Origin of the sequence: Ehrlichia minasensis (assembly GCF_004181775.1) — a bacterium.
GTDB classification, from domain to species: Bacteria; Pseudomonadota; Alphaproteobacteria; order Rickettsiales; family Anaplasmataceae; genus Ehrlichia; species Ehrlichia minasensis.
In genome coordinates this window covers 1-24953 of sequence record NZ_QOHL01000011.1, presented here as the reverse complement: position 1 = coordinate 24953, position 24953 = coordinate 1, and the positions used below count along the sequence as shown (strand labels likewise).

Below are 24953 nucleotides of genomic sequence, written 5' to 3'. Positions count from 1 at the left end.
TATGAAAATTAGCGTAGTATATATATTTTTTTTTATAGTATGTTTTTTCAGCGTACATGCATATTCAAGTGAGGAAATTAAAGCAGAAGCACTTTCATATTTCAATGCTATACATTCTCTCAAAGCAGAGTTTGTACAAACAAGTTCTACCAATAATGTAGCTCAGTACGGGATGGTAATAATGAAAAAACCAGGATTATTAAAGTGGGACTATTACCCCCCTACTCCAGCTTCTATTATAATACAAGGAACAACTATTTCTTATTACGACAAAGAACTAGAAGAATATTCTTATTCTATCATTAACAATCCTATTATTAATCTATTAAGCTCTGACATTAAAAACACAGAAGACATAATTTTCACAAATATAAGCACAGTAGACAATAATAAGATAATCACTCTACAAGACAAAAAAACACAAACACAAGCAGTTGTAATCTTTAATGTAAATCCTATAACAATTGCTGGATTAAATATAATCAATCCAGATTTTACAATTTATATTAAGTTTTATAATATTCAAAACAACATTACTATAAAAAAATCAGAATTTAAACATAATACATACCACTACAATTAAAACAACATGATAGAAACCATATCAAAAACTATAAAATATCATTTTAAAAATCCTCAACTACTACATGAAGCATTAACTCATCCAAGTACAATATCAAAGGATTCCCTTAAATTTAACTATGAGAGATTAGAATTCTTAGGAGATGCAGTACTCAACGTAGTAATATCTGAAATGCTATTTAACATTTTTCCCAAGGATACAGAAGGCAATCTTGCTAAAAAAAAAACAGCTTTAGTATGTGGTAATCAGTTAGTAAAAGTAGCACAATCTATAAACTTAGGACAATTTATCATCATGTCAGATGGAGAAAGAACTTGTGGTGGTGCTAATAATCCCAATAACCTAGAAAACGCATTAGAGGCATTAATAGGTGCAATATATCTTGATGGAGGTTTAGCAGACGCACAAAATTTCATTCATTCATTCTGGAAACATGCTGCAACACATATGGACATTCCACCTCAAGATGCAAAAACTATACTACAAGAACTTATACAAGGAAAAAGGTTACCTGCTCCTACATATCATATCATAGATAAATCCGGGCCAGACCACAATCCAACATTCACAGTAGAATTAAGAATTCCATTATACAAAACAATACAGGCAACTGGTAACAATAAAAAACTAGCTGAACAGAAAGCAGCAAGTTTAATGTTAAATCAAATTAAAGATCAAATAAAATGAAACCAAAGATAAGAAACACTATTTATGGATTAATAGCAATAATACTGTCTATGATATGCTTAGTGTACGCTTCTGTACCACTATATAGTATATTTTGCAAAGTAACAGGCTATGGAGGCACAGTAAGAACAAGTAATATATCAAATTCTAAAATAGGTAACACCATTATTAAAGTCAGGTTTAATGCAGATATAAATAAACAACTGCCATGGAAATTTTATCCAGAAGTATCTCATGTATTTGTAAAACCAGGAGAACAAAAATTAATTTTCTATAGAGCAGAGAATCTATCTGACGAAGATACTTCAGGAATGGCTGTATATAATGTTACACCACATAAAGCAGGAAAATATTTTAATAAGGTAGCTTGCTTTTGTTTTACTAAACAAACATTATACCCCCATCAACAAACTATAATGCCAGTATCATTCTTTATAGATCCAGATATAGAAACAGATCCTGAAACTTCTGATGTAAAACTTATTACCCTTTCATATGTATTCTTTAAGTATAAAGGATAAACAATAAACTTCATACACAGCACATTATGAACTGACTTAAAAAATAATCCGCATTAGATTAATATTGAGCAAAGATCTTTATCCATTCAACATATTTTTTTCAATTATAAGCTATTCAAGAACACCACACCTAAATTGCAGTTTGTAACCTTCCAGAACTGATATATACAAGGCACAATAAATTTTTAAAAACTTCAGTTAACTGTTTTTAATAACAAAATCTTATCAAAAGCTTTCAATCAATTTAACTACTAGATATAAAAATACTATTAAACATTAATAATACTTAATTAAAGCATTACTATCACCTAAATTTTGTAACTGTTATTAACAATTTCACAATAAAAAGACATTATCCTTATTTTTTTTATATAACTTGATATTATTAAATTATCATATAAACTCCCAAATAAACAATTGCAAGGTTATAGTAATGATGAAATTTTTTACTTGTTTTTTCATAGCTTTCTTAACAATAGCCAATCATGCTTTATCCTTTAACATTAAAGTTACACATGAAAAATTAGATAACGGAATGGAAGTATATGTGATTCCAAATCATCGTGCACCAGCAGTTATGCATATGGTGCTATACAAAGTAGGTGGAACTGATGATCCAGTAGGATACTCTGGATTAGCACATTTTTTTGAACATTTAATGTTTAGTGGAACAGAGAAATTTCCTAACCTCATTAATACACTCAGTAATATAGGTGGGAATTTCAATGCAAGTACATCTCAATTTTGCACTATATACTACGAATTAATACCAAAACAATATCTATCTCTTGCAATGGATATTGAATCAGACAGGATGCAAAACTTCAAGGTTACCGATAAAGCGCTAATAAGAGAACAAAAGGTAGTCTTAGAAGAAAGAAAAATGAGAGTTGAAAGCCAAGCAAAAAGCATATTAGAAGAAGAAATGGAAAATGCATTCTATTACAATGGGTACGGTAGACCAGTAGTAGGATGGGAACATGAAATTAGCAACTATAACAAAGAAGTTGCCGAAGCATTTTACAAACTACATTATAGTCCTAATAATGCTATATTAATTGTAACTGGAGATGCAGATCCACAAGAAGTAATCACACTTGCAAAACAATACTATGGGAAAATACCATCTAATAATAAGAAACCTTCAAGTCAACTTAGAGTAGAACCACCACACAAAACAAACATGACTTTAACATTAAAAGATAGTTCAGTAGAAATTCCAGAGTTGTTCTTAATGTATCAAGTACCAAATGGTATTACAAATAAAAACTACATACTTAACATGATGTTAGCAGAAATACTTGGTAATGGTAAATTCAGCCTGCTTTACAATGACTTGGTAATTAACAATCCAACAGTTACATCGATAAAAACAGACTATAATTACTTAACTGACAGTGATAATTACCTTTCCATTGAAGCTGTACCTAAAAACGGAATTTCCACAGAAACTGTAGAGCAAGAAATTCATAAATGCATAAATAACTATTTAGAAAATGGAATTCCAGCAGAATATTTAGAAAGTGCAAAGTATAAAGTAAAAGCACATTTAACTTATGCATTTGATGGACTAACTTTCATATCATATTTCTACGGCATGCATCTAATACTAGGAGTACCGTTATCAGAAATTAGTAACATTTACGATACTATAGACAAAGTAAGTATCCAAGATGTTACCTCCACTATGGAAAATATCTTTCAAAACAATATAAGATTAACCGGGCATTTATTACCTAAGGGAGAATAGTTATGAGAAATATATTGTGTTACATATTAATATTAATTTTCTTTTCATTTAATGCACATGCAAATGATCTCAATATCAACATAAAAGAAGCTACAACTAAAAATAAAATAAACTATCTATATGTTGAACATCACAACCTACCAACAATTTCCTTAAAATTTGCATTCAAGAAAGCAGGATACGCCTACGATGCTTTTGATAAGCAAGGGCTTGCATACTTTACATCAAAAATATTAAATGAAGGATCAAAAAACAACTATGCTCTCAGCTTTGCACAACAATTAGAAAGCAAAGGTATAGATTTAAAATTCGATATAGACCAAGATAATTTTTATATATCATTAAAAACCTTATCAGAAAATTTTGAAGAGGCCTTAGGTTTACTCAGTGATTGCATATTTAACACTGTCACAGATCAAGAAATATTCAACAGAATAATAGCAGAGCAGAGTGCACATGTTAAATCGTTATATGCTTCTCCTGAATTTATAGCTGAAACGGAAATAAATCATGCCATATTCAAGGGGCATCCATATTCTAACAAAATTTATGGAACATTAAATACAATTAATAACATTAGCCAGGAAGATGTTTCATTATATATAAAAAATAGTTTTGACAGGGAACAAATCGTTATCAGCGCAGCAGGAGATGTAGATCCAGTGCAATTATCAGATTTACTAGATAAATATATTCTTTCCAAATTGCCATCTGGTAATAACAAAACCACCATACCAGATACGACTGTCAATAAAGAAAACCTATTATTATATGTACAGAGAAACGTACCACAAAGTATCATAATGTTTGCTACAGATACAGTACCATATCATGATAAAGATTACCACGCATCAAACTTGTTCAATACTATGCTAGGCGGACTAAGTCTGAATTCAATATTAATGATAGAACTAAGAGACAAGTTAGGATTAACCTACCATAGCAGTAGTTCACTAGATAATATGGATCATAGCAATGTGTTACTTGGTAGAATATTCACTGATAATACTACAGTAACAAAATGTATATCTGTTTTAACAGATATTATAGAGCGTATTAGGAAATATGGAGTTGATGAAGACACTTTTGCAATCGCAAAATCTAGTATTACTAATTCTTTTATTTTATCCATGTTAAACAATAATAATGTTAGTGATATATTATTAGGCTTACAGTTACACGGCCTGGACCCAAGTTATATTAATAAATATAATTCCCACTACAAGGCAATAACAATAGAAGAAGTAAATAAAATTGCCAAGAAAATTTTATCTAATGAATTAGTAATAATTGAAGTAGGAAAAAACAATAACATAAATGGTAAACAAATAGATGCTAAAAAACACATACTTGGGTAAGTACCCAAGTTGTGTTATAGGTATTCTATCAGTTTATATAACCAAGTCTAAGTAGCTTAATTAAGCAAAAAATATTAATTTACTAAGAAGCTAGCACAATGTTATAAACTTCTACTGGTATAGTATAAAGTTTCGCTTATGTTTAAGTAACAAATTAGTGATCACTATATCAAATTTTCTTCACAGGATTATTGCTATCTCTAATAATGCAAGGTATATTTAAAAAATGACAATAGGTACACATATCAATGAATTAAAATTCAATTAATTAAAATAATCAGTACCTCATGTATTCCTACTGAATTATTCAATTTCATTTTTTTAAATAAAAATACAATTTTACTTACTTAATAAAAGTAGATATAATCCTAAATATTAGATAGTGTTATTGGAGTAATTACTATTAACAGTATAGTTGTCGACAATCTGCAGCTCTTGACAAAGTAATACTAATTAGTTAAAATTTTGAAGTGTTTCACCTTAATGGTATTTATTTATGGGTAGTCCTACTAGTATAAAGAATTTTCAACCTCTAGAAAGAACAGCTGCGATTTTTGCAGTGTTAAGTTTAGCTACATTCTTGTTTTGTGCTGTTGCGTGCATGGACAGGTTCCATGAACTGCAATTAACAGATCCACGTGTAATAGCAGGATTAGTTAGCCTTGCAGTTCTTTTAATTGCCTGCTTAACAATAGCAGCAAGTATGTGTTTATCTAAAAGGCAGGAAATCAAAAAAAATTCTATTAAACATCACTTTGGATATGAGTCAAGTACTTTTTCTTTCTCAGTTCTTGTAGTAGCAGGAGTTTCTCTTCTTCTCTTTGGAGCATTTCTTGGAAAGGTAATGGGCACTGATCCAAGTAAATTCTTTAATAATATACTAGACTTTAGCAATCCATTTGCTATTGCAGCTGCTGCAACTCTTGGTATTTTCGTACTTTCATTTTTAACGTATGCTGTAAAGAACATTATCATCCCAGACAAACAAAATCATGTTATCATATTATCTAATCAACAAACCTTAGAAGAAGCAAAAGGAGATAAAGAAATAGTACCAAACATTTTTTCAGCAGTTCTCTCAGCAGCTGATGTAGATGTTGCTAGTCTAGCCTCTTGTGAAATTATAGCAGTGTCTCAACAGTCCAGCCAAGGTTGTCATCAGTAGACTCAATAATGATTCTAATGTTTAAGCCTGTATTTCACTGTAAGCTTTTTATTAGTGTTGTATAATTTTCCTATACAAAAGAGATGTTGCAAATTTAAAGTGTCATAGCGGTTACAATTAATCTGCTTCATGTAGTTTTGCTTTTTGCTATTATTATTACTACACCTAAAAATATAAAAGAATCTGCCAGATTGAATACAGGCCAATGCCAGTTATTAATATAAAAATCTATAAAATCATAAACAGCACCATATTTTATTCTATCTATGATATTCCCTATTGATCCTCCAATAATAATTGCAAGAGGTAACCTATAATACGATTGTACTACAAATAAGTAGCATAAAATACAAGTAATCAAAACTGAGATACTACAAAAAACAATATTACTATACTCAAAGCTACTTAACATACCAAAACTAATTCCAGCATTCCACATTGTAGTAAAGCGCAAGAAGCTTAGTAGCTCTATTACACCTTTATCTCCTATCAAATTTACTACATACCATTTACTTAGCTGATCTATGAAAATTATTAAACATACTATTACTAAATATTTTTTCATCAAAATTTTTTTACTTGAACAATATCATCATTAATTTGCTGTTTTAATTGATCAACAGTATCAAATTTACGTTCAGTACGTATAAAATGCAATAATTGAATAGTGACATATTGATCATATATATCATCACTAAAATCAAAAATATGCATCTCTAAAATAGGAGAATTCAAATCATTAAATGTAGGCCTTAAGCCAATATTTACTATACCATTCAACCATGTAGTATTATTATCAATCCTTATACATGCAGAATACACTCCAGCTCTAGGTATTAACATACGTTCAAGAGCAATATTAACTGTAGGGAATCCAATAACACGTCCTCTTGCTAACCCTCTTATTACTTTACCACTAATTTGATATGGCCTACCTAAAACTTTATTTGCTAAATCTAATTTTCCTTCAGACAAATATTCTCTAATCAAAGAAGAAGAACATAATATACCATCATTTATAAAAACAGGATTTATTTTCACAACCTTATAATTACAAATACCTGCATAGGTATATAACAAAGCTATATTCCCTGAGCATCTATAACCAAAAAAACAATCATGTCCTGTTACAATATATTTTACATTGCAGCCATTGACCAATACATCTTTTATAAAAGTATCAGGAGATAGATGTGAAAAATTTTTGTCAAAATCAATAACATATAGATAATCTATCCCACAGCTTTTAAACAATTCTATCTTTTGCTCAAAACTCAACAAAAGAAAATTTTTTTTACCATGTAAATACTCAGCAGGATGTGGAACAAATGTAATAATTGCAGAGGCTATATTTTCTTTAATTGAAATATTTTTCACAGCGTCAACTATAGCTCTATGTCCTAAATGCACTCCATCAAAATTCCCAAATGCAAGAACACTACTGAGATCTCTTTTCTCACTAGGATAACCATATATTACCTTCATTATTAAAATTCCTACCTTTACTCTTTCCGATTACTATGATATCTAGTATTTTCAGTTAATTTTAGAGATACTATAGTGACAAAAGTTATAATATATATTAAAGACCTCTGCCCTTATTGTACTAAAGCAAAAGCTTTATTCAACAAAAAAAACATTTCCTTTGAAGAAATTGACGTTACAAATAATAGTACATTGCTAGAAGAAATGATACAAAAATCCAACGGAATGAGGACATTACCTCAAATATTTATCAATGGTAAACACATAGGTGGCTGTGATGATTTATACAGATTGTATGAATCAGGCAAGTTAGAGCTATAATATCTGCACTTAATTTACATAGTTACCACTAGTAAATATTATAAAATTTAACAGTGTCAACACTCACAACGGCCATACATACAACTATAGTGATCAATATAGCTACAAATCAAGCTATTTAACACTACGTTCATTAATATAATTAATTACCAAAAAAACTACACAAAGTTTAATAACATGGGTTACTCAATGTCATTTATCAATAGCCAAAATATACAGTTACTGAAAATTCATATAGATGATAAATTAAAATCATAGTATTTAGTATTGTTTTATACAGTTATTATTTAAAAAAGATATAAAAAAATCAATGCAGTTTTATTACACCATCACCACCAGTTAACAAACTGCCATGACAACCATATATAAATAAACTAGTATTATATTATTTATACAATATGACTAAAAAAATGATACAAAAACTTAATAGTGTCTTTATTGCTATTATTAATAATGATTAACAAACTTTACAATTTCTAGATTGTACAAGTTAGACAAACTAGCATTACATTTTACTGATACATTAGTTACTACTGAAAGAAAATATATAAAAAACTAATGTGTAATAAAGAAATAAACTTAACAACTTATACAGATTGCACAAAATAAGTGGGCTAACACAATAATATTAAAGTTTTAATAAAGAAATATAACACATAAATATAATATAAATAATCACTTGACATCAAACTCTAATTTCTTAATAAATGAGCAATCATCGATAGATAAAAACTTAGTAAAATATCTAAACATTTAAAACATAAGTTATGATTTTAGAATACTTTTTGATTTTACACCTGCTTGACTACTATACAACGTAATCTCCCAGATAAGTCATTACGATAATCACAGAATTTTAACCCATATTTATGTACCATCCTATGAATTTGACGTTGATCTTCACCTATCTCTAAAATAGCAACACCATTTTTCTTTAGGCACCTTTTTATAACGAAGAAAATCTGCGAATAAATTTCCAACCCTACTGGTCCACCATCTAAAGCAATCATCGGTTCATATAATCTTACTTCAGGCTGTAATTTTGCAATTTTACTTCTCTTAATATATGGAGGGTTACTAACTATTAAATCAAACACATCATAACAATTATCCCAAGAAGACAACCTAACTTTTACTCTACTAGATAACTTATGATTTTTAAAATTCTGACATGCAACCCTATATGCTTTCACGCTCTTTTCAATAGCTATGCCAATAGCATTCCTATACTTTAATAACAAAACAGCTAATAAACACCCACTACCTGTACCAAAATCCCCTATTACCAACCTACGATTTCTACAAGGATACATTGTAAGCACAGAAGAAATTATTGTTTCACTATCTGGTCTAGGATCTAAAACATTAGAATTTACAATAAATTCTGTACTCCAAAATTCACTTTTACCTATAATATGTGATACAGGAACATTAGCAGCACGTTGCTTTATCATTTCCCAAAACATCTCCACATCACACCCATCAACAGACATATATGGATCAAGTATAGTTACTAAGCTTTTAGTATTGATAAGATGCTTTATTATTATTTCTATATCACGCTTTGGGTTCTCTATATCATAATCAGATAAAAAATTAACAGCACTATTGTACAAAGAAATTACAGTATCCATAATAAATTAACACGTATAAGGAGGACAATGCATATTTTGTGGAGACAATGTAAATATTTCTACACTATCCTCAGTAACACCCAAGGAATGTTCAAACTGCGCTGATAAAGACAAATCTCTAGTTGTAACAGTCCATCCATCTTTCTTATTAAGTATAGTATCACATTTCCCAGCATTTATCATTGGTTCTATTGTAAAAAACATTCCTTCTCTAATAATCACAGTATCATCTGGATCATAATAATGCACAACATTCGGAGAAGCATGAAACACCTTACCTAGACCATGACCACAATAATCACGAACGATAGAATATCCATATTTCTTCATTTCTTTTTCAATAGCAAAACCAATTTGATTAAGCCTTTGCCCAGGCATTACTTGTTCAATTGCTACCATTAGTGCTTTATATGCAGCCTCACATAAGCGCTTTGCTTTTATTGATGGTTCACCAACCCAATACATCCTACTAGTATCACCATGCCATCCATCCACTATAACAGTAACGTCTATATTGACAATATCACCATTTTTTAAAGGAGAATCATCAGGTATACCATGACAAACAACAAAATTCTTTGAAGTACAAATAGATTTAGGATACCCCCTATAGCCAAGAGGAGCAGGAATTGCACCTGCATTAATAATAAAATCATGACACAAATTATTAAGTTCATTAGTAGAAACTCCTGGTTTTACATATGACGTAATAAAATCCAATACTTCAGCTGCGAGCCTTCCAGCATTACGCATATACTGAAAGTCTTCTCTACTATGAATAGTAATACTTCTTTCCAAATTACTCATATTTTTTCATAACCTTAAATTTTACATTAAATCACATTACTACTTGTGCTATAAAAACACTACATTTACAATAAAAGAATTTCCCCCTCACTGGCTTAACACAAATATAAACCCTTAATGCTTGAAACAAAACAAATATATTCAGATACTTAAACAGTAAATCCTAGAAGGGCCTACTATTTATACATATCCAACAGGTTTACAAAAATTTTATCAACTGTTAACAATTTTTAAACCAGCTCTATTTTATATGACAAAAAACTCTATTCTTTATCAGTACACCTCACAACATACAGAGTATTTTCAACTTTATGTTAACATTTTACAAAAAATATCCTACTAGAACTTTCAATATATTATTACACTTTAACTAAAGATATTATAATACGGCACTTACAAACCATTCATGATTATAAAGCAGTAGCAACACATTTAGAACTTACAAATTCATATTACAAAATATCTTGCCCAGGAATTCAACACATTGCATTACTTTAATTTAAATACATTAGACCCACTTATTAAAAACTTTATGATCATAAACAGTAAACCAAATTTATACTGCGAAAACTAATAACTTTCAACTTCATACACATAGATTAAACAGGTTTAATTATACATTACTTACAAACTACTACAATCACAAGATAACACAACATACTTAGAAGCACTACTGATTATCTTACTCAAAATATCTTACTTAAGATGTCAAACATATTAATTCACACTTAATGAATACATTGAACACACCATTTAACAAGAACCATATTATCATCAAGCAAAATACATTAAAGTTTTATACTAAATTTATAGCAAAAATATTCTTTCTTAATTTTAATTGCTACGCTTCTATTAAAAATATTACAACACATAACTACAAATAAACCATCATCATATTAAACAACACATTCTAAAGCCTTACCTGATTATACTTCTAAAAACATTCTGCTAGGATCTTCAATATATTGTTTCACTCTTACCAAAAATGTCACAGCACCTTGCCCATCAACAATCCTATGATCATAAGATAGAGCAATATACATCATTGGCCTAATCTCTATAGTTTTGTCATCAACTGCAACAGGACGCTTCTGTATTGAATGCATACCTAAAATTCCAGATTGAGGAGGATTAATTATAGGAGTAGAAAGCAATGATCCATATACACCTCCATTGGTAATAGTAAATGTTGCACCTGCCATATCAGAAACCTCTAACTTACCATCTCTCGCTTTCTTCCCTAAAGCAGTAAGCGTTAATTCAAGCTCAGCAAAAGACATTTTATCAGCATCACGTATTACTGGCACAACTAAACCTTTGTCTGTCCCTACAGCAATACCTATATCATAATAATGCTTATATACAATTTCATTGCCTGATATTTCAGCATTGATTACTGGTAACTCTTTTAATGCCAATATTACTGCTTTTATAAAGAACGACATGAAACCAAGTTTTATACTATATTTTTTCTCAAAATTTTCTCTATACTTAGCTCGAAGATCCATAACATTCTTCATATCAACTTCATTAAAAGTGGTTAATATTGCAGCTGTATTTTGAGATTCTTTTAATCTTGCAGCAATTACCTGTCTAATTTTACTCATCTTGACACGTTCTTCCCTTTTTTCTTCAGAAGCAACAGTCAATCGATCAATATTGCTTTCTTCAGAAATACCAGATTTCATGTAATTCAAAACATCAGACTTTGTAACTCTACCACCAATACCAGAACCACTTATCTGATCTCGATCTATTGAATTTTCTTTCATAAGCTTTGTTGCAGATGGTGCATCTTTTTTCTGTATAAATTGCTGCATGTCATCAGCCACTGTAGTAGTAGTATTATGTGCAGAAGAAGTATCAGATGACTTAACAGCACTTGATTGCACAGTATTTATTGTGCACAATATTTGCCCTCTTTGTATCATTGCTTCATCAGTAACAAATATTTCACCAACGACACCATCCTCAGGAGAGACAATCTCAAGCGAAGTCTTATCAGTCTCTATGATAAACAACATATCACCTTGCTTTACCGTATCACCAACATTTACCGAAACTCTAATAGGAGCCTCCAATATTGACTCGCCACCAAGATTCTCAGCCTTTACTTGTATCTCGCTCATAAAATGTACCTTAAAAATTCCCAATACAGACTTAGATTATATATGCAATCATATACAATTCGACAACTAATTATGATTTAAATTATCATAGCAATTCAACATTTAAATTTCACTTTTTATACACACATCCTAAAAATTTAATTTCATTTAAGAATATATCGCTGTTTAAATTACCAAATAATACATATATTAAATCTTAATAAAAACTCTAACACCGTAAAAATTTATAAACTTTGTCACGTAAATTAACAGTCAGTTTTTCCATACACACTAAAGATAAAAAAACCTTATAAAATAACCTCAATATATAATCAGATGTCAACTTTACCGATACCATTGTGATTGAAGTACTAATTAAAGTACGCAATCTAGTTTTTTACTAACGTGAGTTTCTATTATAAAACAAATAAAACTTAACTTTACCACAAAAACTATATTCATTATCGATAAATATTTCGAATATTTAAAACAATTTTCAAAATGCTACAGTACATTATCACAATTTACTACCTATTAAATCTTCCACATCAACAAATCTACACTTTATTCACATTAATTAAGTAAAATACTTCTAAAAAAATCTTTTAAAATTTGCTTGTTAATACAAACTTTGTTTCCTGTATTTATTATGCAATCTATATCAACTGTACCATTTTTTATACTGTATTCATGTTTGACCTCTGAAAAGAAGTTGCTATGATTTATGAATTAAAATACATAATTTTAACTAGCAACAAGATCCATAGTTTCACTACTTCTTATTCAACAAATCATGGAATTTCTATTATATGAAAACTACAATAAGTTACCATAACACATTTTTATCTCATGTTTAACAATTAGCATTTAACAAAAAACTTTAATTCTCACTCAAGTAATTTGATGAGAGATTTACTTTACAACATACAGCACAAACAGTTTGATTACCTAAATTCTAAATACTCTTGAGCTAATCTTATATAGTTATCAGCAGATTCTTTAATGTGACTTAGCTCTTCCTTAGAAAGCATCCTAAAAAATTTGGCTGGCCTACCAGCCCACAGCTCACCAGATTTAATGACTTTACCCTTTGTAACTAGAGACCCAGCTGCCAACATTGTATTCTCTTCCATCACCACTTTATCCATAATAATGGAACCCATACCAACAAATACATAATCATGTATTTGACAAGCATGTAATACACACCCATGACCAACTGTCACCATCTTTCCAACTTCTGTATCACCGTTATTTCTATCAACATGTATTACAGTATTATCCTGAATATTAGTACCCTCACCTATACTAATTAGGCCAACATCTCCTCTCAGTACCGAGTTATACCATATACTAGCATCTCTACCAATATAAACACTGCCTACAATAGAAGCAGTAGATGCAATAAATACAGTACTATCTACGTTAGGGACAAAACTCCTATAACTAATTATATTATGCATAAAACACCATTAAACCTAACTGGATGTTTATATAATATATGATTACATCAATGTTATAAACTCTATTACAAAATTGTATCAACACAAAATTAAATGTCATTATACACAGCGTAATAGTATAACTTTTTTAATATAAAATGAAAAATATTTTCAACCAATAGTTTAATAATAAATTAGTTAGTATAAATTGTTGCAACAAAAATGTTCTCTGACTAAAATTTAGAAAAAAATCGATACATCAATTAATGTATTGATATAACACAAAGATTGATATATATAAAAGCTCATAGATTTAATGATGTTTATAATGTTGCGTTATGTAGTTCTTTTGTTGTCTTGCTTATTCCTTGGTATTCAGTTACATGCCAATAGTGCAATAGCATTACCTGTACAAACAAAAGCATCACAAGCAGGAGTTTTCGATTTTCTTTCTGAAACAATGCTATTAGAACATAACCTTGATGAACAATTTGTATCTTCTTCCATGAGCAATCTAATGACTTTATATGTTACATTTTCTTACATAAAAGCTGGATTTGTAAAAATGGAAGACAAATTCAAAGCCAGTAAGGAAGCGTGGCAAAAAGGTGGTAATTCTATTTTTTTAAGAGCAGGACAATTGGTTGCAGTAAGAGATTTAATCAATGGAATTATCACAACATCTGCAAATGACGCTTGTATTACTCTCGCAGAAGGTATATCAGGGTCACAAGAAGAGTTTGTGAAAGAAATGAACCGCATCGCACAAAAACTTAATTTAACAAAGTCTCATTTCACTAATGTAATAGGAGCTCAAGACCAAAATCAAGTAATGTCAGCACGTGACTTAATAACCTTAATAGTAAATCTTCTTAAAGATTTCCCAGAATATTATCATCTCTTTTCTAAAAAGGATTTTAAGTACAACAATATATACCAAGAAAGTCTCAACATGCTACTGCCAGATGATAACAGGGTTGACTGTATGATTGCAGCATATACAGATACAGGATATGGAGCTATAGTTTCAGCAAACCATGAAGGAAGAAAAATATTCATGTTTATTAATGGTCTACAAACTAAAGAAGAACGTTTATCTGAGATAAAACAATTGCTAGATTACTCCTTCAATAATTTTAGCAGTAAAACCATATTTAATAAAGACAACAAAGTAAAGGAAATAGCAGTAAGAGGAGGCAACTCAAAACATGTAGGAGCCGCCTTTAACAAAGATGTCACCATCTCATATCCCAAAGGTTCATATGACACAGTAAAAACCTTTTTTTCACATGACAATACAATCTCTGCACCAATAAAAAAAGGGCAAGAAATTGGTAAATTCCATATACAAATACCAGGGTTTACAGAACAAATAATACCTATATATGCAACAGATACTGTAAAAAAAATAAGTTTTTTCGAAAAAATATGGTACATATTTTTTCAAAAAGCAGATGAAGCTATTGCTCAATAAGTATCCAATACAGTTAAGTAAATAATGTTTTTAAATTACTTTGATTTATAACAAGTTTAATTACTAAAAATAATTAGACAATGAGTTTTTATATCCTTTCCCACTTTAAAAACTTAGTTTTTCATTTAATACAATAATCAAAGTAACTTGTAGTCCATACAAATAATACTTCAACCTATTATCGAACTTAACAGGTGTACTTACGAACAACAATTTAGAAAATCACAAATAAGTTTCTTAAATGCTTCCTCATTTTAATAAAATACAGCCTCCTACTACCAATCAAACTATCTCTAACTAATAATCAGCACAACCTGTATTTAGTAAATATTTTAACATTAATATAACAGTAGTAATAATCAAAACCTTATTTACAAAATCTGTATGATTTTTCTAGTAATTTACCGTAACTCATTAACATACATAAACTGAGTAACACATTACAACATTGCAAGTTCTAAACACTCAGTAATAATTATTTAATCATCATTATTTTTGAAAGTGATAAATATAAATTAAGAACACTGACAAAAATCTTTTTCATAAAACGCTTATTTTAACAATACAATATTGTTTTAAACTTTCAAATATAACAAACATTATTAACGCAATTAACTATTACACAAGCATTATTATTACTAGCAATAAAAAAATTATTCTACATATTGCTTTATAATATCAATTACTGTCTTTTCACTGAGAACCTGCGGTAATACCTTCACTTTAACTCCACCTACATATAACACATAAAGTGGTATACTATTCTTATCTAGTTGATCAATATAAGCTGTTACTTCAGGATTCTTAGTAGTTAAATCACCTTTCATATAATAAACATTCTTCTTTGCAAATAAAGCTTGTACAGTACTTAACTGAAAAACCTGTTCATTAACTTTACAAGTTAAACACCAATCTGCACCTACAGACAGTAACACTGTCTTTTTCTCCTTAAGAAGTTGATCCAATTTTGTTTGAGAAAATTCCATAGTGGTAATGCGCTTCGGTTCTTTATTTTGCATTACAAACTCTTTCACTGATTTAAAATACAAAGGAGAAGTTGTAAGAAGTAACAAACACAAACAAATCACAAATTTACTTACAGGTTTACATGATTTTACTAATTTCATAATCCATATCCCCATGACAAATAATATAGCACACGATAACACAGTAAATAATATTTCTGTTCCCTTCTGTTTTACCAAGATACACAATAACCATGCTGCAGAAAAATACAGTGGAAAAGCAAGAAACCTCTGTAAAATTTCCATCCACCTACCTGGTTTAGGAAGAATTTTCAATAATCCTGGAAAAAATGATAATAATAAATAAGGTAATGCCATCCCAAAACCAAGAACTTGAAAAATTAACAAAGAATAAGCACTTGGTTGATTTAAAGCCACAGTTACAGCAGATACCATAAAAGGAACAGTACACGGAGTAGCTATAAATGTTGACAATACACCAACAAAAAAACTACCTATTAGTCCTTCTCTCTTAGTATTAATGCCATTTAAATTAGGAAAAATAAACGGAAAATCATAAAACCCAGAAAAAGACAACCCCATTAAAAACATTATATACATCAAGAGTGTAATTAACATTGGAGACTGCATTTGATATCCCCAACTTACTAAGTGACCAAAATGACGTAACATCAAAAGCACTGAAGATAGTACAAACATACTTGTCATAACCCCAAGTGTATATGACAAACCCTCACCTTTCACTGACATTTTTTTCTTATATCTTGCACTTTTAATCAGTGACATTATTTTTAATGATAACACTGGAAATACACACGGCATACAGTTTAAAATAATTCCACCAAGCAAAGCCGATATCAAAATGTATATTAAATCCACATTAACACTAAAAAACATAATTTATATAAATTATACTATACAATATACCAAATTTAAATCTATAAAAAACCCAGAGATAGCAACTATAAGTTTGTATAGCTAACAAATTATTAACAACAAATTCACATTGATCAATGATAAAGTATTAAACCTATTACTATATAAATATAAAACGCATCAGGTTTAAATTCTAAATTATTTATATAGTAAATCAATAATTAATAAAACTCCCCTTTATAATACTTTATAATACCAATTAATATGACTTAAAATATCAATATGTATTACATCTATATTAATTACTATACTAACCTTGATTTTACCAATGACTCATTAAGTGCGATAATACTTCTCATAATGTTACTATCTAAGTCTTGTGGTATCAATTCTTCTCCTGTAATATATTTATAAAGCTGGTGATCATTAGTATCAACAATTTTTTCATATGCCTCAATGTCTTTGTCAGATAAAAGATGTATATAATACGACGCAAAATTACCAAGTATTATATCCATTTCTTTACATCCTCTATGCAAACTTCTATATAACAACTTTTTGCGTTTCGTTAATAATTCATCCATAACATTTATGCTTAACATAGCTAAATTGCCTAATTAAAATTATTACATATTATGTTGTCAACTATATAAATATACTATATTATCCAATTAGTTTTAGACATCTAGTGTTCTATTTATGGCAAGTATTATTGATAATATATATCATATACTAAATAGTGGGTCATTCTATTTGCTGTCATTTCTTATAATAATGTCCGTTATTGTTTTTGTTCATGAGTATGGTCATTACATCGTTGCAAAGCTATGTAATGTCAAAATTGAAGTCTTTTCCATAGGATTCGGTCCTGAATTATTCGGAATTAATGATAAATCTGGAACAAGATGGAAGTTTAGTATTATTCCAATAGGCGGATACGTAAAGATGTTAGGAGATGAAGATCCATCAAGTTCTCAATGTGGGTCCAGTCATTTATCAGCAGAAGAAAAATCACGAGCATTTTGCGAAAAGCCTTTATTCAAAAAGTTCCTTATTGTTTTTGCTGGGCCATTAGCAAATTTAATATTTGCTATAATAGTACTTATGATGTTCTTTACTACTAAAGGAATAATGAAGCACAATTCTGTTATTGGTGGTGTATTACAAGACAGTGCAGCAGAACATGCTGGATTAGCACCTGGAGACATAATTTTGAAAATCAATGACCATAATGTCAAATGGTTTGAAGAAATTAAACATTATATTGAGAAATATGTAAAAGATACTCAAGAGCTAGTTATAGAATATTCAAGAGATGGGCATATTCATACAGTCAAAATCAAACCAAGTATTAAAGAAGAAAAAGGGAGTTTTAGTCAAACTAAGAAAAGAGCATTCTTAGGAATAACAATGAGTAATGTACTTAGTAATTATGAATTACAGAAGCTGAGTATCCCCAGTGCCTTTGTTCAATCTATCAGCTATACTTACCTCTTGTCAAAGTCAATTTTTCAAGTATTAGGGCAAATGTTAACAGGAAAGCGTAGTATTTCTGAGCTAGGTGGGCCTATACGCATTGCACAATATTCTGGAGAATCAGTGAAACATAATGAAATACTGCTGTGTATGGCTATGATTTCTATTAATCTAGGTGTAATGAATTTGCTACCAATCCCTATGCTAGATGGTGGACACATTTTTCAATATTTTGTTCAAGCCATATTACGACGTAAGCAACTTAACCCTAAATATCAGAGGTATGTATCCACTATTGGGTTAATGCTTCTTCTATCTTTAATGATTTTTGTCACTTTTAATGATATCAAAAGTATGTTTAAGTAGTTTTATGAAATACATTACTATTATTTTAATATTATTTTTCTCTTCTTTTGCTTGCGCAGAGGTTTTAAATATTAAGGTTAAGCAAGTACAAATAAATGGAAACCATAGACTGGATTATAAAACTATATATTTCTACTCAAAAATCAACTTAGAAGATAACGTTACACAAGAAACTATTGATCAAATCATTAAAAACTTACACTCAACACAATTATTTTCACATATTGATGTACACGTTAACAAAGATAATTACCTAGTAATTAATGTTAAGGAAAATCCTGTTATTAACAACATTACTTTCTATGGTAACAAAGAATTTAACAAAAAAGATTTGCAAAATGACATTTTAAAGTTAAAAAAATTGGCAGTGTTTACAAAATCAAAATTGCAACAAGATATATCAAATTTACTAATGCTATACCAAAGTAAGGGCAAGTTAGGTGCAAAAATTGCTTATGAAGTAAAAGAACTAGAAAATAACAAAATAGATGTCATTATTAAAATAAATGAAGGCCCAACATCAAGAATAAAAAATATTAAATTTATTGGTAACAAATTTTTTTCAGATGCTATATTAAAAAAAGCCATACAGTCAACTGAACATTATATTTATAAAATATTCAGCAGTAACACAAAATTTGCTTCTGAAAGATTAATGCTTGACCAAGCAGGTTTATACAATTTCTATATATCCAAAGGTTTTATAGATTTTAAAGTTAAGTCAGTAGTCCCAGAACTAAGAGATGATCATAATATCAACTTAATTTTTTCTGTTGAAGAGGGAATAAGATATAAGTTTGGCAATAGTAATATAATTATAGATAAACAAGTCACTAATCATCAACAATTAAAGGAAGAAATCCAGAAACTTGTAATGTCAAAAAGTGGAGACACATTCAACAGAGAAGTCATTAATAATTCAATTGAAAAAATAACACAACATTTAAGCAATAATGGCAACTTTTTTTCAGACGTCAAATATGAGTATAACATAAAAAATGACACAGTTGACATAGATTACATAATATACACAGGAAACAAAGTTTATATTAATAAGATAAATATCACTAATAATAAGACTACTTTGGATCAAGTAATTAGACAGAAGTTAAACATTTCTGAAGGTGATATATATAATGCAAGTGTTATTAATAGGTCTTATAAAAATATATTAGGGTTAGGTTTTTTTGAATCTGTCAATGTAGAAAACCACAAGATAAATGACAGCTTAGTTGATTTGACATTTCAAGTCAAAGAAAGAGGTACTGGTACATTTGCTGTATCTGCAGGGTTTTCCAGTGTCACTGGACTTGTAGGCAAAATAAATATACAAGAGAGGAACTTATTAGGTACTGGGAAGGTATTATCCTTACAAGCAGAAAAATCTACTTCTTCTTTATCCAGCAGTATTGACATTGTAATGCCAAATTTTTTAGATACCGACTCAGCTATAGGTTTTGGTTTATTCTACGCACACCAAAATAAGCCAGGAGGAAAAAGCTATAGTCCTAATAAATTTATAGGTAATTCAGATAGCGCTTTTAGTAGCAGTAATGCTGGCTTTATGCTACACACATCCCATGACATAACAGATGACCTAGGTCTCTCATTAAATTACGCTTATAAGCACGTCAATATATTTAATATCAAAGATACCGCATCTGATTTAATTAAAGAACAAGGTGGTAAAAGCATTGATTCATCCATTGGTTATGCTTTGCAATTCCGCAAGTTTGACAATTTATCCAAAATTAGAGATGGATACCTCATTAAACTCCGTCAGAATTTCTCTGGGTTAGGTGGTACATTACACTATATTAAAACTGAAGGTTCAATTAATTACAGTAGAGAACTCTTTCCAAAAATTAGCAATGATATCTTACTAAGCATTAAAACCTCTATGGGGTATGTCTTCTCATACAAAAGCGATGAACAAGTAAAAATAAATCAACGCTTCATAATAGGTAGTAATGAAATTAGAGGATTTCATGTATCAGGGATCGGACCAAGAGATAAAAAGACTTTAGATGCGTTAGGTGGAAAGTTCTATTTTAGCATGATAAATCAAGTCGATTTCCCTATAGGGTTACCAGATGATTTAGGGATCAAAGGCTCTTTATTTATTGATGCAGCAACCTTATTTGGTCTTGACTACACAGATAAAGAATACTATGAAAACAAATCACTAAGGGTTTCTGCTGGATTCGGTTTTTCATGGCGCTCTCCATTTGGACCAATGAGATTAGATTTTGGTTTCCCTATCTTAAAAGAAGACTATGATGTTACAGACATGATAAGATTTTCAATGCAGTAAACGAGGTATCCTATGCGATTAAAATTATTCTTAACTATCTTCATATTAGCCATCGTGCTAAATCAGCAGGCTTTAGCAAAAAATGATCAAAATATTCCTGTAGCTTTTATTGACCGTGATATAATAATATCAGAAGCATTATCAGTAAAAAGCATCAGAACACAATTAGATGACAAACGTGCAGCACTACAACAGGATTTCGCTGCAAGAGAAGAAGAATTGCATAAAGTTGAAGAAGAACTAAGCAAACAAAAAACCATTTTAAGTTCTGAAGCTTTTGAAAAGAAAGTTGCAGACTTTAAAACAAAAGTATCAAATTTACAACAAGACATCTCTGTAAAAGGAGCAGAACTAGAAAACATGTATATGAATGCCATGGAAATGGTCTATAACAAAATCAAAAATATCTCAACAAAAATAGCAAAAGAAAAAAATATCAACTTAATCTTATTTCTAATAAAAAAGAACCAAGTATTTTATGCTACTGACGGCATAGATTTTTCTAATGAAGTACTTGAAAGACTAAATAAAGAGTTACCAAATATAGAAATAAAGAAGTGATATGTTAATTAGGTAGTTCATATGCAATTCAATATTCAAGAAATCATAAAAATGATACCACATTCCTATCCTTTTTTACTGATTGATAAAGTGATTGCATGTACACCTAATGAGTCTGCAACAGCAGTAAAAAATGTGACTTTTAATGAGCCTTTTTTTATTGGTCACTTTCCTGGTAACCCTATTATGCCTGGTGTACTTATCGTAGAAGCCATGGCACAAGCATGTATGGTATGTGTTATAAGTGAAGCCGAAGAGAATATACATGATTACTCAGTATATTTCATGTCAATAGAGCTTGCGAAATTTCGTAAACCTGTCATTCCAGGAGATACATTAATCATTGAAGTAAATGTGATACACAGAAGGAAAAATACATGCAAATTCCAATGTCACGCACAAGTAGATAACATATTGGTTGCTGAAGCACAAATTTTAGCAATGATTAAACAAAATGAAGCGTAATTTATTTTATGTAGATGTCAATTACAGAAAAATATGAAAGTCAAAAGAGCAATTATATCTGTATATAATAAAACAAATATTATAGAACTTGCAAAGTTTCTTATTGCACAAAAAGTAGAAATTATTGCAACAAGTAGTACTTGTCAAACTTTACTAGATGCAGGATTACAAGTAACAGAAGTCTCTGATTACACAAATTTCCCAGAAATAATGAGTGGAAGAGTAAAAACTTTGCACCCAAAAATTCATGGTGGAATATTAAGTAACCGAGATAATCACGCTACAGAATGTTTAAATTTAGGAATATATGAAATAGACCTAGTTATAGTAAATTTATATCCATTTTCCCAAATAGCAAGTCTCGAAACTTCAACTGAAAGTGAAATAATAGAACAAATAGACATAGGAGGGATCACCCTCTTAAGAGCTGCAGCAAAAAACTTTCATAATGTAACAGTAGTATCAGACATCAATGACTATGAAACATTAAAATTAGAAATGGCTAATAACCAAAACACTACAACTCTAGCATACAGGAAACAGCTAGCAAAAAAGGTATTTGCTATAACTTCATCTTACGATAGTAATATATATAGTTGGATTAATAAAGATAGCAACGAAACTTTACCAGAAACATTCATTATACATGGCAGAAAAATACAAACACTGAGATGTGGGGAGAATCCACATCAACAAGGTGCATTTTATAGTAGTGTAAAAAATAAATATCCACTAGAACAACTACATGGAAAAGAGTTAAGTTATAACAACATAGTAGACATAGAATCTGCCATAAATATAGTATCAGAATTTACACAACCAGCAGCAACTATCATAAAACATAGTAATCCTTGTGGAACAGCAATCGCTGATGACATTACAAGTGCCTATAACAAGGCTTTTTCTTGTGATACAAAAAGTAGTTTTGGTGGAATTGTTGCACTTAATAGACAAATTAATGAAGACATAGCAGAAGAAATTAACAAAATTTTCATTGAAGTAATAGTTGGCCCATCTATTACAGATAAAGCATTGGAAATTATACAAAAAAAGAAAAACGTGCGAGTTATATTATCTACACAATATAATCCGCCAAAATATATAATTAAAAACGTAAGCAACGGGTTTTTATTACAAGAAAGTAACAGTAATCAATTATCAGAGAAAGACCTAATACAAGTAACAAATTTTCCAGTATCAGATGATACTATTTCTAACTTACTTTTCGCATGGAAAGTATGTAAACATGTAAAGTCCAATGCAATTGTTATCGCAAAAGATCACCGTACAATAGGAGTTGGCGCTGGTCAAATGAGCCGTGTTGACAGTCTTGAAATTGCAATAAAAAAAGCCCAAGATTGTACAGGAGCAGTTTTAGCATCTGATGCGTTTTTTCCATTTACAGACAGTATATTACTAAGTGCATCTGTCAGCATCAGTGCAATCATTCAACCTGGAGGGTCACTAAAAGATAAGGAAGTAATAGAGGAAGCAAACAATCAAAAAATTGCAATGTTCTTTACTAATATTAGAAATTTTTATCATTGATAGACAGTATGTTATTTAACACTATAATGCTAGTAAGACAATATAAAAACCTACAGTGCAATTATATTTAGCTGCTGCAACAATTTCAATTTACATAGCAGCAGCTTTTATAAATGTAACTACTAGAAGTTATTTTTTCAATGCACAGAAACTAGATGATTATTTTGTAAATACATGCACTAGCAATACATAATAAAGATAAGTAAATATATATCAATTTGCAACTGCTAATATAATATTATTTTACTATATAAACATTATACCACCCTAAATAGCTCATGAAAATTACCTATTACTGCAATATATTAGGAGTATTTTTCTATATATGCTAAAAGAGTACAATTACTTTTGTAAATATTCCATTACAATACAAATACATACAGCATATATCTATCAACGTAATATTTATAATATTAATATAAAAAATTTTCTAAATATTGCTTATAGAAACTACGTGTTTGCAATTACATTAAAAGTGCTCTTCCAACACATATTAATACTAGAAAGACAACTTTTTCATAAACATATGTATTTTATATAATACAAAATATAAAAAACACAACAGAACATATCCACATTAATACACATGTTAAATATTATTATCTTACTACATCAATACTAGACCACTCTTAGTTTCTGAAAATTATTTATTATTACAATTACATTAGAAATACTCTCTTTCATATATGTAAAGTAAGAACTATTATCTTTGCAAACATTTCATCATAATACAAACACATACAGTATATATTTCAAATGTTCATAGTATGACTACATTAATGTATAAAATCTAGATTTTGCAAACATAGTTAATGAAAATTACTTGTCTTTGCATCATGAGCAGGACTTTCTTATACACACAAATAGAATATATGTTTTTAAAGACAACATAAAATTAAGATATATAACACATACTCTTATCAACCACATGTTCTATAGTAGACTTTCCAATGCATCATTAGACTTGTAAATACAGTACTTGCAAACTATTTTTATTCGAATGATTATAAGAACTTTTTTACATAC

At 29.5% G+C, this 24953-nt stretch carries 21 protein-coding genes; 13 read left to right on the top strand and 8 right to left on the bottom strand.

Annotated features, from left to right (window positions below; genetic code table 11):
- The first annotated feature begins 1 nt into the window (after position 1).
- The 6 genes from DRF75_RS02885 to DRF75_RS02860 all read left to right on the top strand — a co-directional run bounded on the left by DRF75_RS02885 (position 2) and on the right by DRF75_RS02860 (position 6064).
- A complete protein-coding gene (locus tag DRF75_RS02885) occupies positions 2–583 on the top strand; it encodes a LolA family protein (protein WP_045170734.1) in 582 nt (193 codons plus the stop codon).
- Positions 584–589: 6 nt separating this feature from the next.
- Positions 590–1270, top strand: coding sequence for a ribonuclease III (gene rnc / locus DRF75_RS02880; RefSeq protein ID WP_045170735.1), 681 nt, complete (start codon positions 590–592; stop codon positions 1268–1270).
- The gene (locus DRF75_RS02875) at positions 1267–1791 is read left to right on the top strand and encodes a cytochrome c oxidase assembly protein (protein ID WP_045170736.1); all 525 of its coding nucleotides are present in this window, start codon (positions 1267–1269) and stop codon (positions 1789–1791) included. The genes rnc and DRF75_RS02875 overlap by 4 nt, the downstream gene beginning before the upstream one ends.
- Before the next feature lie 436 nt (positions 1792–2227).
- Complete coding sequence (locus tag DRF75_RS02870) at positions 2228–3541, top strand: M16 family metallopeptidase (protein ID WP_240729885.1); 1314 nt, start codon at positions 2228–2230, stop codon at positions 3539–3541.
- Between the two features lie 2 nt (positions 3542–3543).
- Positions 3544–4899 (top strand): M16 family metallopeptidase, encoded by a 1356-nt coding sequence (locus DRF75_RS02865; RefSeq protein WP_045170738.1) that lies wholly within the window; start codon positions 3544–3546, stop codon positions 4897–4899.
- A gap of 496 nt (positions 4900–5395) precedes the next feature.
- Positions 5396–6064, top strand: coding sequence for a hypothetical protein (locus tag DRF75_RS02860; RefSeq protein WP_129992629.1), 669 nt, complete (start codon positions 5396–5398; stop codon positions 6062–6064).
- Between the two features lie 127 nt (positions 6065–6191).
- On the opposite strand, the gene lspA is transcribed toward DRF75_RS02860, so the two are convergent.
- Positions 6192–6629, bottom strand: a complete 438-nt coding sequence (gene lspA, locus DRF75_RS02855) for a signal peptidase II (RefSeq protein ID WP_045170740.1) — start codon at positions 6627–6629, stop codon at positions 6192–6194.
- Complete coding sequence (locus DRF75_RS02850; RefSeq protein ID WP_129992628.1) at positions 6629–7549, bottom strand: bifunctional riboflavin kinase/FAD synthetase; 921 nt, start codon at positions 7547–7549, stop codon at positions 6629–6631. The genes lspA and DRF75_RS02850 overlap by 1 nt, the downstream gene beginning before the upstream one ends.
- Positions 7550–7624: 75 nt before the next feature.
- Between DRF75_RS02850 and grxC the strand changes: the two genes are divergently transcribed.
- Positions 7625–7870: a glutaredoxin 3 gene (gene grxC, locus DRF75_RS02845; RefSeq protein ID WP_045170742.1), complete on the top strand. Its 246-nt coding sequence runs from the start codon at positions 7625–7627 to the stop codon at positions 7868–7870.
- Between the two features lie 791 nt (positions 7871–8661).
- On the opposite strand, the gene prmC is transcribed toward grxC, so the two are convergent.
- From prmC to DRF75_RS02825, 4 genes are all read right to left on the bottom strand, one after another.
- Positions 8662–9504, bottom strand: a complete 843-nt coding sequence (gene prmC, locus DRF75_RS02840) for a peptide chain release factor N(5)-glutamine methyltransferase (RefSeq protein WP_129992627.1) — start codon at positions 9502–9504, stop codon at positions 8662–8664.
- Between the two features lie 6 nt (positions 9505–9510).
- Positions 9511–10311: a type I methionyl aminopeptidase gene (gene map, locus DRF75_RS02835; protein WP_129992626.1), complete on the bottom strand. Its 801-nt coding sequence runs from the start codon at positions 10309–10311 to the stop codon at positions 9511–9513.
- Positions 10312–11237: 926 nt separating this feature from the next.
- On the bottom strand, positions 11238–12440 hold the full coding sequence (gene odhB / locus DRF75_RS02830; protein ID WP_129992625.1) for a 2-oxoglutarate dehydrogenase complex dihydrolipoyllysine-residue succinyltransferase: 1203 nt from the start codon (positions 12438–12440) through the stop codon (positions 11238–11240).
- Positions 12441–13363: 923 nt separating this feature from the next.
- Positions 13364–13882: a gamma carbonic anhydrase family protein gene (locus DRF75_RS02825; RefSeq protein WP_129992624.1), complete on the bottom strand. Its 519-nt coding sequence runs from the start codon at positions 13880–13882 to the stop codon at positions 13364–13366.
- 307 nt (positions 13883–14189) lie between these two features.
- Here DRF75_RS02825 and DRF75_RS02820 point away from each other — a divergent pair, with 307 nt between their 5' ends.
- Positions 14190–15335, top strand: a complete 1146-nt coding sequence (locus DRF75_RS02820; RefSeq protein WP_129992623.1) for a D-alanyl-D-alanine carboxypeptidase family protein — start codon at positions 14190–14192, stop codon at positions 15333–15335.
- Between the two features lie 653 nt (positions 15336–15988).
- Here DRF75_RS02820 and DRF75_RS02815 read toward each other — a convergent pair.
- Positions 15989–17200, bottom strand: coding sequence for a protein-disulfide reductase DsbD family protein (locus DRF75_RS02815; protein ID WP_235424700.1), 1212 nt, complete (start codon positions 17198–17200; stop codon positions 15989–15991).
- Positions 17201–17502: 302 nt separating this feature from the next.
- Positions 17503–17799 (bottom strand): succinate dehydrogenase assembly factor 2, encoded by a 297-nt coding sequence (locus DRF75_RS02810; RefSeq protein ID WP_410521729.1) that lies wholly within the window; start codon positions 17797–17799, stop codon positions 17503–17505.
- Positions 17800–17896: 97 nt separating this feature from the next.
- Between DRF75_RS02810 and rseP the strand changes: the two genes are divergently transcribed.
- Genes rseP through purH form a run of 5 tightly spaced genes read left to right on the top strand, consistent with a single transcriptional unit; the run spans position 17897 to position 23927 of the window.
- The gene (gene rseP, locus DRF75_RS02805; RefSeq protein ID WP_045170697.1) at positions 17897–19039 is read left to right on the top strand and encodes an RIP metalloprotease RseP; all 1143 of its coding nucleotides are present in this window, start codon (positions 17897–17899) and stop codon (positions 19037–19039) included.
- Between the two features lie 4 nt (positions 19040–19043).
- Positions 19044–21353 carry an outer membrane protein assembly factor BamA gene (bamA, locus tag DRF75_RS02800; RefSeq protein WP_045170717.1) on the top strand — a complete coding sequence of 770 codons (2310 nt, stop codon included), beginning with the start codon at positions 19044–19046 and terminating at the stop codon, positions 21351–21353.
- Between the two features lie 12 nt (positions 21354–21365).
- Positions 21366–21914: an OmpH/Skp family outer membrane protein gene (locus DRF75_RS02795; protein ID WP_045170698.1), complete on the top strand. Its 549-nt coding sequence runs from the start codon at positions 21366–21368 to the stop codon at positions 21912–21914.
- A 21-nt stretch (positions 21915–21935) separates the two neighbouring features.
- Positions 21936–22379: a 3-hydroxyacyl-ACP dehydratase FabZ gene (fabZ, locus tag DRF75_RS02790; protein ID WP_045170699.1), complete on the top strand. Its 444-nt coding sequence runs from the start codon at positions 21936–21938 to the stop codon at positions 22377–22379.
- A 33-nt stretch (positions 22380–22412) separates the two neighbouring features.
- A complete protein-coding gene (gene purH, locus DRF75_RS02785) occupies positions 22413–23927 on the top strand; it encodes a bifunctional phosphoribosylaminoimidazolecarboxamide formyltransferase/IMP cyclohydrolase (RefSeq protein ID WP_045170700.1) in 1515 nt (504 codons plus the stop codon).
- Positions 23928–24953 lie beyond the last annotated feature (1026 nt).